General features: G+C 69.0%; 13 protein-coding genes. 6 read left to right on the forward strand and 7 right to left on the reverse strand.

What is annotated here, in order from left to right; genetic code table 11:
- The 5 genes from DM816_RS34715 to DM816_RS34735 form a co-directional block, all read right to left on the reverse strand.
- On the reverse strand, positions 1-204 hold a 204-nt coding region (locus DM816_RS34715), incomplete at its 3' end, for a hypothetical protein (protein ID WP_211588981.1).
- Positions 201-2750: an FtsK/SpoIIIE domain-containing protein gene (locus DM816_RS34720; protein WP_117214695.1), complete on the reverse strand. Its 2550-nt coding sequence runs from the start codon at positions 2748-2750 to the stop codon at positions 201-203. The genes DM816_RS34720 and DM816_RS34715, both read right to left, overlap by 4 nt.
- A gap of 570 nt (positions 2751-3320) precedes the next feature.
- Positions 3321-4259, reverse strand: coding sequence for a hypothetical protein (locus tag DM816_RS34725; RefSeq protein ID WP_117214696.1), 939 nt, complete (start codon positions 4257-4259; stop codon positions 3321-3323).
- Positions 4260-4270: 11 nt separating this feature from the next.
- Positions 4271-4531 carry a hypothetical protein gene (locus DM816_RS34730; protein ID WP_117214697.1) on the reverse strand — a complete coding sequence of 87 codons (261 nt, stop codon included), beginning with the start codon at positions 4529-4531 and terminating at the stop codon, positions 4271-4273.
- A 1033-nt stretch (positions 4532-5564) separates the two neighbouring features.
- Positions 5565-6164, reverse strand: a complete 600-nt coding sequence (locus tag DM816_RS34735) for a DUF4126 domain-containing protein (RefSeq protein WP_117214705.1) — start codon at positions 6162-6164, stop codon at positions 5565-5567.
- A gap of 43 nt (positions 6165-6207) precedes the next feature.
- Here DM816_RS34735 and DM816_RS34740 point away from each other — a divergent pair, with 43 nt between their 5' ends.
- The 4 genes from DM816_RS34740 (at position 6208) to DM816_RS34755 (ending at position 9814) form a co-directional block, all read left to right on the forward strand.
- The gene (locus tag DM816_RS34740; RefSeq protein ID WP_117214698.1) at positions 6208-6441 is read left to right on the forward strand and encodes a hypothetical protein; all 234 of its coding nucleotides are present in this window, start codon (positions 6208-6210) and stop codon (positions 6439-6441) included.
- A 111-nt stretch (positions 6442-6552) separates the two neighbouring features.
- The gene (locus tag DM816_RS34745; protein ID WP_162908134.1) at positions 6553-6885 is read left to right on the forward strand and encodes a right-handed parallel beta-helix repeat-containing protein; all 333 of its coding nucleotides are present in this window, start codon (positions 6553-6555) and stop codon (positions 6883-6885) included.
- A gap of 782 nt (positions 6886-7667) precedes the next feature.
- On the forward strand, positions 7668-8294 hold the full coding sequence (locus DM816_RS34750; protein ID WP_117214700.1) for an SDR family NAD(P)-dependent oxidoreductase: 627 nt from the start codon (positions 7668-7670) through the stop codon (positions 8292-8294).
- A 41-nt stretch (positions 8295-8335) separates the two neighbouring features.
- Positions 8336-9814, forward strand: coding sequence for an aldehyde dehydrogenase family protein (locus DM816_RS34755; protein ID WP_117214701.1), 1479 nt, complete (start codon positions 8336-8338; stop codon positions 9812-9814).
- Here the strand turns inward: DM816_RS34755 and DM816_RS34760 are convergent.
- Both DM816_RS34760 and nucS read right to left on the reverse strand, forming a co-directional pair.
- Entirely contained in the window at positions 9779-10288 is a 510-nt protein-coding gene (locus DM816_RS34760; RefSeq protein ID WP_117214702.1) for a hypothetical protein, read from the reverse strand. The genes DM816_RS34755 and DM816_RS34760 overlap by 36 nt on opposite strands.
- 11 nt (positions 10289-10299) lie before the next feature.
- Positions 10300-10959, reverse strand: a complete 660-nt coding sequence (nucS, locus tag DM816_RS34765) for an endonuclease NucS (RefSeq protein ID WP_117214703.1) — start codon at positions 10957-10959, stop codon at positions 10300-10302.
- Between the two features lie 224 nt (positions 10960-11183).
- Between nucS and DM816_RS34770 the strand changes: the two genes are divergently transcribed.
- Complete coding sequence (locus DM816_RS34770) at positions 11184-11450, forward strand: acylphosphatase (protein WP_117214704.1); 267 nt, start codon at positions 11184-11186, stop codon at positions 11448-11450.
- Positions 11451-11675: 225 nt separating this feature from the next.
- A partial coding sequence (locus tag DM816_RS34775) for a hypothetical protein (RefSeq protein ID WP_211588982.1) occupies positions 11676-12056 on the forward strand: 381 nt, incomplete at its 3' end.

Below are 12056 nucleotides of genomic sequence, written 5' to 3' on the forward strand. Positions count from 1 at the left end.
CGCGGCGAGGTCGGTCTGCGCGACGCGGCGCTGGGCGCGGGTCACCTCGGCGGCCGCGGCCGCGACGGCCTCCTCAGCGGCGGCGATGTCGTGCTCGATCGCCGCGATCCCTTCGGCGTAAGAACTTTGGGCCGCCGCGAGGGCCGCATCATGGCGCTGCTCGGCCGCCCGCAGGTCGTCGCGCAGCTCCCGATAGCGCATCATGGCGCCACCTCGTAGGGAATTATTATCTCCGGCTTTTGGTGTACCGCGCGGTCGAACAGCAACGCGCGCTGTGGGCGCGGATGCCAGGCCGGACCGCCGGGCTGCGGATAGAGCGGGGAGAGCTCCTGGCCGTGCACGTCGAGCGCGACCCATGCGCCGATGCCATCGAGGCGCGCGCCGATCCCGCCCATATCGTCGCGCAGGCGAGCGACGCTGCGCCACCATGCGAGCAGGTGCACGCGCTGCTCCGCGCCCTTGGCGAGCAGTGCTCGCATCAGCTCGTGGCCGCGTCCACTGAGGACAGACGAGCCCGCGTCCATGGCGAATCCGAAGATGTAGTGCGGAACCTCACTTTGCCAGTTCTCGAAGAGTTCCAAGGCATTATGATGGTCGAACCACGCGGATCGGGGGATCGCAATGTGCAATGATTTGGCCGCGGGGACGGCGTCCTCGTCAAAGCAGGCGATGGAAAATCGGCCGGTGCCTTCGAAGTGCTGCTTCGCCAGCGAGAGTCCAGCGGCCAGGAGCACGGAGCATGCCTGTTCCGTCTGCGATCCCAGCACGACGAGGTGGCGACCGGGCGCGCGATTGAGGCGAAGCGTCGCGGGGCGCTCCGCCACGCTGATGGTCTCGCCCAGCAGAGCCACCGCGCCCACCTTGGTCAACGCGTCGGGCGGTGGTGGCGGCGGCAGGAGTGGGAAGAGCGGGGTGGCATCGCCGTCGAACAAGCGTGGCGGCTCGCAGCCGTCCGGCCGCGCCTGCCACAGCTGATCCTGGAGGGCGGTCCAATGCGCACGATCACCGGCGTCGGGCAGGCGCACCACCATGTTGGCCGACGGCACCCCGGAGTCCGCGTTGACCACGGCGTGGCAGCGGGGGATGAGCTCGGCCGCGAGGTTGGTCTCGGCCAGCACGCGGCGCGCCTTGGGCAGCGCGATGCGCAGGGTGAACTGGCTGATCAGGCCGGAGCGTCCCCACAGCGCCTCGATCCCGGCGACGTCCTGGCTCGCGAGCACCAGATGGATGCCTTGCGAGCGGCCGCGCCTGGCCAGATCCTCAAGCAGCGCAACGGCTTCCGTGGTGATGGCGTCGCGCGCCCCCAGCAGCGCCTGAAACTCGTCGATCACCGCGACGATGCGTGGCCAGTGCCCCTGCGGGTCCTCCGCACGCAGTTCCGAAAGCTTTGCCGCGCCATGCGTTTTGGCCGCCGCCGCGCGGCGCTTGAGCTCCTGGCTCAGGTGGCGCAGCAGCGCGAGGCCAAACTCACCGTCACCGTTGACGTTCACGCCGATCAGCCGGGCCTGCGGCAGCCAGCCCGTGCCGCGGGCGAAGCGGGCAAACGAAACCCCCTCCTTGAAGTCGAGCAGGTGCAGCTCCACTTCGCTTGGGGCATAACGGCTCGTGAGCGCGGCGAGCCAGGCATAGAGCAGGTTGGTCTTGCCCGAGCCGGACGGGCCGCCGATCAGTGCGTGCGGCGGGTCGTCGCCGAGCACGAGTTCGACCATCCGGCCGTCGGTGCCCTCGCCGATGGGTGCGCGCAGGGCGTGGGCCGACGACTCGGACCAGAGGGTCTCGGGCAGCAGCGCCTCGAAGGGCACGGGCGGTGGGCCCGCGATGACCTGTTCGGCAAGCTCCTTGCACACCGACGTGACCAGCGTCGGGCTGGGCGGGGGGTCGGGCCGGATGTCCGCGCCGGTGGTGCTGACCCGCTCGACGCAACCGTCGTCGGGCAGGTCGATGCCGCGGCAGATGAGGTGCACGCCGGCGGCGATACCGGTGCGCACGATGCGGTCGAGCTGCGCCCGCTGGGCGCCGGTGAGCTCGGTGCTGCCGTCATCGAGCAGCACGGCCAGGCGCCACGGCTCCGGGCGCCGGCCGGTGTGCGCGGCCAGCTCGGCCAGGTTGGCGTGGACTCCGCAGAGCACGTTCTCGTTGATCCGCCTGATGTGCTCGACCAGCTCGTCGAGCAGCGGAGTGAGCCCGCCCGGCCCGAGGAAGTTGACCAGTCCGGCGGGTGCCAGCGGGGCAAAGCCGGCCAGCGCGCCGCCGCCCAGCTGGCCCGGGTCATAGAGGGTGATGCGCAGGGTTCCGGGCTGAGTGCAGGCGAGCGCGCGCAACAGCAGCCCGCCGATGACCCCGTCGTTGCCGTCCAGCTGCAGGTGTGCCTGGTCCAGCAGGGGCACGAGTGCGGGCAGGCCGTCGCCGTTGCGGCGCTTGCCCAGGGTGCCGATGCGCAACATGGAGGCGTTCTCGTCGGGGCACCGTTCGGCCGTGCGCCACGTGGCGAAGGGGCTGCCTGCACGGCCCTTCGCGATGTCGGCGGCGCGCTCGGCCAGCGCGACGTGGACGGCGGCGGTCTCGCGGTGCAGGCGGGCCTGCGCCTCGCGGTACGCCTCGTCAAGCGTGGCTTGCAGCGCGAGCTTGCGCGAGGGCGCCGAGCGGCGCACGGATTCCAGCTGCGCCACGGCCGCCTGTCGCGCGGCCAACGCCTCGTTCACCCTCCCGCGTGCGGCCCACCTGGCCTCGGCCAGCTCGCGGCGCACCATGCCGACCAGCCCATACCTGCGGCGCGGGCGAAACAGCCCCCCGCGCGATCGTCCTGACACGACACTGCCCGGTTCCGCGACTTCGCCGCGCCGAAACAGCGCTTCCCGGGATCGTCCTGAGGGCACGGTGTCCGGACTTGCCGCGACTTGGCTGCGGCGAGACAGCGCTTTCGGGGATGGTCCCGAGGGCACGGTGTCCGGGCTTTCGGTGACTTCGCCGTGGTGAGACAGCGCTTCCCGGGATCGTCCTGAGGGCACGGTGTCCGGACTTGCCGCGACTTGGCTGCGGTGAGACAGCGCTTCCCGGGGTCGTCCCGAGGGCACGGTGCCCGCACCCTCCGCGCGACCGCCATCCTTCCGCCACCACTTTGCCGCGGTCCATTGAGATCTGTCGGCGTCTGTTGGATCGGGTCGGTGATGGTGGTTGTTTGGTGTGTGCGAATCGGAAGTCTCGGTTGTCGGGGTCCCGTGAGGTTTCTCGCCGTGCGTGGGGTTGGCGGTTGTGTTTGGTGCGCGCGAGTCAGGCGCGTCCACCGTCGGGATCCAGCGAGGCTTCTCGGCGCGCATTGGTTACGGTGCGGCGGGACGCAACTCGTCCACTGCTGAACGGCGGCGGGCATTGTCGGTGATGCGCAGCGCGGCACGGTGTGAGCGGGCGCGCTCCATGGCGCGCTGGTTGGCCTCATCCGCGGCGGCCCGCTCGAGCTCGACCACGTCCGACAGGTCGTCGGCCTTGCGGCCGTTTGCCTTGAGCATTCCCGCGACGAGCAGCGCCGAGGCGGCCGCGATGTCGACCGGGTGGGCCGGCTGCGACGACTGGCGCTGCGGGCGGGCGTGGCAGACTCGCGCGACGATCTCCTCGGCCGCATCGGAGGGGAGCTTCGGCAGCACATCGGCCACGACCGGCAGCGCAGCGCGGCGCAAGCGGGCGAAGTCCTCCAGGCGCGGCGGATGGCCTACCAGGTCCATGCCGAGGTGGCGCAACAGGGGCGGGGCCACCGCCGCCAGACCGAGGCCGACTGCTGGGCCCGCTTTGCTCAGGTACGTGTGCAGGCGCTCGGCGTCATTGTCGAGCGCGGCCTCCACGCACAGCTGCAGCAGTTCGTTGCTGGACGTCGCGCCCTCGCCCGACCGGGTTTCGGCCAGGCCGGTCAGCTCCGCGACGCGAACGCTCCACCAGTCCGACAGGTGCGCCTGCTCTTTCCGCTTCACCTGGGCCGGGACCGTCCTGAGTCGACCGTCTGGATAGGACTCGGCGGGCAGCCCCAGCACCGCGCGGTATTCGTCCAGCGCGTCCTGCGCGACCCGCAGGGCCGCAGCGGCATGGTCGAGATGGGCTGCGGCACTGCTCAGGCTGGGCATCGCCGTCGGCCGGGCCGACTCGTGCGTGACCCAGGCGAGCAGCCCACCGGCCGTGCGAAGCCGCTCGGCGGCCCCGGCGATCTCGGCCACGGGCAGGGCCTCACAGGTCGCCCGCAGCCGGTCAGCAAGATCCTGAACAAGACTCATGCCATCAGCCCTCACAGCGTTGCGACATAGGTTTGCGCCTGCTCGATGGCGTGCAGCGTCGCGGTAAGACACTCGTTGAGCTCGGCAGCAGCCTGCGCCAGCGCGGCCTGGGCGGCCTGCACAGACTCGTGGCCCGAGCCCTCGACCGCGGTGGCCAGGCTCAGCTGCGCCTCGCCCAGCTCCTCGTTGGCGCAGCGTACCGCCAGTTGGCCCTCCTGCACGTGCAGCATCGCGGCATCGATGGCTGCCTTCAGCTCTGCGACGCTGGCCACGCGCGACCCCCTAACCCCTCGGTTGCCACCGACCCAAGAGAGTATGTCGTTTTGCCCGATTAGTCGGGGTGCGCCACGCCGCGCAACTCGCATCCCAAGCCACTGGAGACGGTTTCTGCGTTGCCCATGCCACGTGGTCGAGTGGCGATTGCCGCATCTGCGACTACTGCATCTGCGCCTCGGCCACAAGCCTTGCGCAACGGCAACTGGCTCGTCTGGCTGACGTCGCGGTCGCGGTGGGTGGGCGAGCGGCCGCGGCCAGGACGACCTGGCGAGGCCCGCGCCGCTTAGTCGCCGCTGCCCCGGCGTTGGTCGTGGCGCCCGCACCGCCTGGTCGACGTCGAGGTCGCCGCCAGGATGAGCTGGCGAGGCACTGCTGCGCCGGGGCTGGTCGTGGCCCCCGCACCGCGTGGTCGACGTCGAGGTCGCCGCCAGGATGAGCTGGCGAGGCACTGCTGCGCCGGGGCTGGTCGTGGCCCCCGCACCGTCTGGTTGGCGTCGCGGTGGCTTGGGGTGGGCGATCGTGGCCGCGGCCAGCGGTCTGGAGATGTTCAACCGCCCGGCCCGGGCGGCCGGGTTGTTGCGGTGCGTCGATGGGCCTCAATTCGCGAGTCTGCCCTGCCATCGCGGTCACGCTGCGGATGGCAGCAGTGGGGCCTGCCGCGTCGATGGAGGGCGGTGGCTCTGCGGCCGCGTCAACCCATGCGCCTCGCGGGCGCTACAGCTCTGCTCCGAGTAGCCGGTGCAGAGCTGTAGCGCGTGCAAAGCCATGCTGTTCGGCGCGGCGGCGCGTTCGTGTTGACCGGCGGACGCAAGCGGGCGAGTGGGCTGCCGCGTGGGGCGGCCGTGTGGGCATGGCGGCCGCGTGGGGCGGCCGTGTGGGCATGGCGGCCGTGTGGGCATGGCGGCCGTGTGGGCAAGGCGGAGGTGCGGGCCTGACCGTGGCCGCCGCTCCCGGTGACACGCCGGTCCTGACGTCGGCGGTGCGGTCGCCGTCGGTGTGGGCGGGGCGGTTGTGCGGGTGGGGTGCCGGTCAGGCGGCGGGCGTGGAGTTGAGGCGGCGGGTGCGGCGGCGCTTGCGCCAGCGGAAGAATAGCCACACGAACGCGACCAGGAAGAGAATGACCAGGATCGGGATGAGGATCGCGACGAAGGATAGCCCGGTGCTGGTTATGTCTTCGGCGGTGGACACGAGCGGCGCCCCGATGCCGGCCGTGGCGACGTTGACCACTGGGCGGGCGGTGGCTTTGGCGCCGTGCACGGTCAATGCGATCAGCAGTCCGATCACGATCGGTACCCACAATTTTTGGGTGAACAGGTCGGCCGGATCGGATACCGTGACTGTTTCAGATCCCGAACCGGCCGCGAAGGCCATGCCGCCGGCGGTCGGACGGACGAGGGTCTGCAGGAAGTCGTTGACCGTATCGACGGCCGGGATCTTGTCGGCGATGAATTCGACGGCCAGCAGCACGATCAGGATGAGGACCACCCAGCCGTTGGACAGCCACGCCCACGAGCTGGGCAGGTTGATCCAATCGGTGTATCGCGCGGTCAGCCCGATCACGAGCAGCGGGATGTAGGCGTTCAGCCCGGCCGCGGTGGCAAGGCCCGTCCCAGTCAGCGCTTCCAGCACGTGAACAGCATCGCACACTCTTTTGCGCAAGAGTCGCGCCACCATGAGAACTCTCCTCGTCTCAGGTGGCCGGGCCGGTGCCTATCCAACGATCGCTGATGCGCTGGCGGTCGCGCCCGCGGGCAGCACGATCCAGATCGCCGCGGGCGCGGTCGGGGTCAACGTGGTCTTGACACCGGCCAAGCCCGATGCCGTCGTCACGATCGTGCCGCGTGGCCCGGATCGGCCGATCTGGAGTGTCGTGACTCGACGGTCGAGCTGCGCAAGCTGGTGCTGAAGGGCTCGATCGTGTCGTCGGTCGGCCGCCTGACGATGACCGAGGGTGAGTGTTCGGCCGCGCCGGCCGCCGCGATCACGTGGCGGATCCTGGCCGGTTCGCCTTCGACCGGTGCAAAATTGTTGGGGCGCAACGGGGAATTCTTTCGATAATGGTGAGGGTACGGCTTCCGGCTGCGAGATTACGGAGATAGTCGAGGATGGGCTGCTGATCCGCTTCGCCGATCCGGAGATCCGCAATGGCACGATCGCCGACTGTGGATATCGCGGAGTTCATATTTATGACTATTCGCGCCCCATGTTGGAGAACTGCTCGGTCGAGCGGGTGGGTGATGTGGGCATCGACGTGGCGCAGCAGAGCAGTGCGACCATCCGGCAGTGCCGGGTGCGTGAGGCCCCGTGGTGGGGGCATCAGCGTAGGCCCCGACTGCGGGGGCGTGCTTGAGGATTGCCGTGCCGAGCAGACGGCCGCGCCCGGCATCCTGATCCAGCCCGGCGCCACGGCCCAGATCACGTCGAGCGACGCACCGCCCCCGACGACCGTCGGCGCCTCCGATTCGAGCCGGGTGGACGAACCGGTCGACCAGCCTCACCGGGCGTCAAGGCCAAGGTGCGCGCGGCGCCTGAAGTCGCAGGCTGGTGCGATCGCGCCCGAGCTTCGCGGTGAACTTGCGGTCGGCGCCAATGGAAATGTAGGCCTCGTCGTTGGAGAAGTCGGCGATGATCTGTGCCTTTGCCGCCCGCTACGGTGAGGCGGCGTCGATCGCGTCGCCGATGTTGGGCGACCGTCCATTGTGGATGAGCATGCCCACGCGGAAAGTGCATGGTCGGGATGTCGATGAACGTGACGCCGTGGTCCGGGTGGTAGAAGACGTTGCCCGCGTGGGCGTCGTTGTGGGTCAGCGTCACGCCGGCCAGGTTCACCGACTGCTTGGCCTCGTCGAGCCGCTCGAAATCCAGGCCGCCGATGGTGGAATAGAGACATTCCCTGGTGCGCAACGGATCCGGGTCGGGGCGAAAATCGAGAGGAACAGTGGCCCGACCGCCCGACCGTCGGCGGTGCCGGTGTGCAGGTTGGCTCGCGCTGCACGACTCGCATCCGGAAAACGAAGCGGTCGAGCAGGCCCCGGTGCCGCGCTGGGGCTTGGGGTGCCGCGCCGCCCTATTTCGGTTGATCATGAAGTTAGCGCCGCCGAGGGGGCGGGTGGGTGGAGGTAGGCTGCGGGGGTGAGGTGCGTGGTGATCACGGGGGTGTCGCGCGGGCTTGGCCGGGCGCTGGCGGAGCGCGCGTTGGAAGACCCGCACACGTGGGTGCTCGGGATCGGGCGGTCCGGCTTCGAGCACGAGCGGCTGCGCCTACGCGCCTGCGACCTCTCGCGGCCCGAAGGCCTGCCGGGCGCCGACGAACTGCGGCCCTTGCTTGAAGGCGCCGAAGAGGTAGTGCTCATTCACAACGCGGCCGTCGTGGAGCCGATCGGGCCGATCGGTGAGCTCGATTCGGCCGCCGTCATCGACGCGGTGAACGTGAACTTCACCAGCCCGATGCTGCTCACCAACGAGCTCGTCAAGGCCCTCGGCCGGTACCCGGAAAAGACTCTTTATATTTCCTCGGGCGCGGCGAATCGCGTGATCGATGGCTGGTCGGCATATTCGGCCACGAAGCGCGGTTGCGAGGAGTTTTTCGCGCATCTCGCGCAGCGCGCCCTGGTCGAGATCGTGAATCCGGGCGTGATGGACACGGGCATGCAGGTGGCTGTGCGTGCGGCGACGTTCGAGGGGCAGGAGCGTTTCCACGCGCTGCATGAGCGCGGGGAGCTACCGGACCCGGCGACGATCGCAGCTAAGATCATCTGACACGCTTTCGTATTACTTGGCAGTAGGTTTAGACTTCGGCCGTGACGGTTGCAACGATTCCCGGCGCCAGCACGATCGTCGATGGCCAATTGGTTTCCACGAGCCCGGCCACGGGGCAGGAGGTCGGCCGATTCCCGGTGGCCTCGGACGTGCCCGCGGTGGTGGCCCGTGCTCGCGAGGCCGCGCAGTGGTGGGCCGGGCTCGGCTTCACGGAGCGCAAGCGGCGCTTGCTGGCCTGGCGCAAGCTGCTCGTCCAGCGGATACACGAGCTGGCCGAGCTGACCAGCCGGGAGGGTGGCAAGCCCGTCGACGAGGCCGTGCTTGAGGTCTTCGCGACCGTGGACCACATCGCGTGGGCGGCCCGCAACGCGCGAAAGACGTTGCGCCGCAGGCGGGTCCGCGGCTCGCTGATCCAGCCGGAGTATGCGGGATACAAGGAATACCAACCGTACGGGGTGATCGGCGTCATCGGGCCGTGGAACTTCCCCATTTTCACGCCCATCGGGTCGATCGGCTACGCGCTCGCGGCCGGGAACGCCGTCGTGTTCAAGCCCTCGGAATACACGCCCGCGGTTGGACAGTTCTATGTGGACCTGTTCGCCTCGGTGGTGCCGGAGATGCCCGTGCTGCAGGTAGTCCATGGCATGGGTGATGTCGGCGCGGCGCTGTGCCGGTCGGGTGTGGACAAGGTGTCGTTCACCGGATCGCCGCGCACCGCGCGCAAGGTGATGATGGCATGCGCGGAGTCGTTGACGCCCGTGCTCATCGAGGGCGGCGGCAAGGACGCGGTCATCGTGGCCGACGACGCCAACGTCGACGCGGCGGCCGAAAGCGTGGCGTGGGGCGCGAACTTCAACGCGGGCCAGGCGTGCGTGGGCATCGAGCGGGCCTATGTGCATGAGCGCGTTTACGACACGTTCGTGGACAAGCTTGTGAAGGAGACACAGCGGATCAACCTGGGCGAGCAGATCGGCCCGATCACCATGCCCGCGCAGCGCGAAATCATCAAGCGCCACATCGACACCGCGCTGGGCAGCGGCGGCCGGGCCCTGCTCGGCGGGCCCGACGCGGTCAAGGAGCAGTACGTCAAGCCGACCGTTCTGGTTGACGTGCCAGAGGATTCGCCTGCGGTGAAGGAGGAGACCTTCGGGCCGACCGTCACCGTGACCAAGGTGTCCAGTGTGGACGAGGCGGTGCGGCTCGCCAACGACACGGCCTACGGGCTCGGGTCGGCGGTCTTCTCGCGCGGGCAGGGGATGGCCATCGCCGGGCGTCTGCGCAGCGGCATGACGTCGGTCAATTCGACCTTCTCGTTTGCCGTGCTGCCCACGTTGCCGTTCGGCGGGGTGGGCGACTCGGGCTTCGGGCGCATCCACGGCGAGGACGGGTTGCGGGAGTTCGCGCGGGCGAAGTCCATCGCCAAGCGCAGGCTGCCGAGCGTCCCGCCGCTGCTGACCTTCCGCCGCACACCGGGCGGCGTCAAGCTAGGCCTGCGGGTGATCAAGCTCCTGCACGGGTGAAGGGCCGCGTGACATCGACACGACCCACGCGGCCTGCACGCCGAGGAAGATGAGCAGGCACAGCAGGATCGCCTCCACTTGAAGCGCGGTCAGATCGACGGCCCTGGCGACCCGCGGGAACAGGGCCACGATGACAACGAGCGCATAAGCCGGTACCGCAGCGAATCGAAGCACAGTGGCCAAAGTCGTTGCCCGCAGCCGGCTTTGAAGAGCATTCGACAACAAAGCCATTCCGACGGTACCGGCCAAGCCCGCGACGGCGAACGACGCCCGCCACAGCAGGGGCCGGTCGGGTGCCACCTGGGACAGCAGCGCGATGGTCCCCGGGATGACGAACCCCAGGGACACGAGATAGGCGAGCCTGCGCCCGGCCGCGTCGGCAAACTCCTTGCGCTCGCGCATGGCCACCCACCACAGGCCGAGCAGCGTGAAGTTGATGCCCGAAACGACCCCGTAAAACTCTTTAAGCTCCATTTGGGAGCAGTCTAGAAGAGAGTGAGCTCGTCTCTCTCGATCCCGCGCAGGGTGTCGTAGTTGAGCACGACACACCTGATGCCGCGGTCCTCGGCGAGCACGCGCGCCTGCGGCTTGATCTCCTGCGCGGCGAAGATGCCCTGCACGGGTGCCAGCAGGGGATCGCGGTTGAGCAGCTCCAGGTAGCGGGTCAGCTGCTCCACCCCGTCGATCTCGCCGCGCCGCTTGATCTCGACGGCGACGTGTGCGCTGGCCGCATCGCGGCAGAGCAGATCGACCGGGCCGATCGCGGTCATGTATTCGCGGCGCACGAGCGTGAACCCATCGCCGAGCACGTGGGGAGAGGCGGCCAGCAGCTCCTGCAGGTGCGCCTCGACACCGTCCTTCTGCAGCCCCGGGTCCGGACCGAGCTCATAGGACGTGTCCTGGAAGACCTCCTCCAGCGTGATCCGCAGCTCCTCGCCCGCCTTGTTGACCACGCGCCACACGCCCGGGGCCTCTTCGATCCGGCACGGCGGGCTCATCCAGTTCAGCGGCTTGTAGGCACGGTCGTCGGCGTGAATCGACACCGAACCGTCGGCCTTCACCATGATCAATCGGGTCGCGGCCGGCAGGTGCGCCGCGAGCCTTCCTGCGTAGTCCACCGAGCATCGCGCTATCACCAACCGCACCGCACCACCCTAGAGGATGTCGTACCCGGCTGAGACGAAGCCCGGCATGGACGAGTTTGAGCAGGCGGGAGATCGCGACGGCGGTCAGCGAGCTGGGTTCCGGCCGACCCGGAGGGCAACGAAATCTGCATCACGACCTGGCAGGACCGCGGCTGACGCCCGTGAGCGGACAGCTGGGCCGAGCTCGACCACGCGGCGGCCACCTGGCTAGTAAGGTCAACTATGTGATCCGGAGCCGGGTTCTGGTGAGCGGCAAGGTTCAGGGCGTGTGGTTTCGCGACTCGTGCCGCCAGGCCGCGCTCGACCTCAACGTGCGCGGCTGGGTCCGCAACCTTCCCGATGGCCGGGTCGAGGCCGTGTTCGAGGGCGATCGCGAAGACATCGACCTGCTGATCGCCTGGTGCGGCCGTGGCCCGGCCAAGGCCCGCGTGACCGAGGTGAAGGTTTCGTACGAGCCGCCGGAGGGCCTGACCGGCTTCGAGATCCGGTGAAGCGGCTTTCCCGCCTCCATGCCATCAATTGACACTTGTTCACCCTTCCGGCACGCTATCTGTTACATGTGGTTTTGAGGGCAGCACAGGCCACACGATTTTTCTCAGCTCGACCGGCTCTACCTCGTCCCGGGCACGTGGGAGGCCGAACCGGTGCATCCTGCCGTGACCGCATCCGGCTCGGTGCCCAGATCCCGTGCGCGTAACGATGAGGAAGGCGGCATCATGACGCATAAACCAAGTCCGATTTCGAGGCGATGGGGGCTGCTCGTTGCCGCATCGTTTTTGGTGTCGGTGGTGGCACCGACCGCTGCCGGTGAGGCGGCGTCGGTCGGTCCGCTTGCGGGCCCTTATGGCGAAGTCTCCCAATACAATCCGGCCGACTACACGGCCGACTCCTGGGCCGCCTTCGCGGCGAGCAGAGCAGCGGCACGCGCCGAGTCACAGGGCGCCGCCGATGGTTTGGTGATGGTGCGTGGTCTGAAGAGCTTGGTGGCCGACTACAAGACACGGGCGGCGGCCAGGTACACCGGCGGCTCGTGGGCTCCGTTTGCCAAGGCGTTGGACAACGCGGAACGTGTCGCGGCGGATGGGTCGGCGTCGGCG

This window comes from Allorhizocola rhizosphaerae, assembly GCF_003426775.1.
Taxonomy (GTDB): Bacteria; Actinomycetota; Actinomycetes; order Mycobacteriales; family Micromonosporaceae; genus Allorhizocola; species Allorhizocola rhizosphaerae.

Excerpts from the sequence above, each read along its gene's own strand:
- DM816_RS34740 (WP_117214698.1), top strand. The coding sequence starts at position 6,208 with ATGAGAACTCTCCTCGTCTCAGGTGGCCGGGCCGGTGCCTATCCAACG.
- DM816_RS34760 (WP_117214702.1), bottom strand. The coding sequence starts at position 10,288 with ATGGAGCTTAAAGAGTTTTACGGGGTCGTTTCGGGCATCAACTTCACG.
- DM816_RS34725 (WP_117214696.1), bottom strand. The coding sequence starts at position 4,259 with ATGAGTCTTGTTCAGGATCTTGCTGACCGGCTGCGGGCGACCTGTGAG.
- DM816_RS34720 (WP_117214695.1), bottom strand. The coding sequence starts at position 2,750 with ATGGTGCGCCGCGAGCTGGCCGAGGCCAGGTGGGCCGCACGCGGGAGG.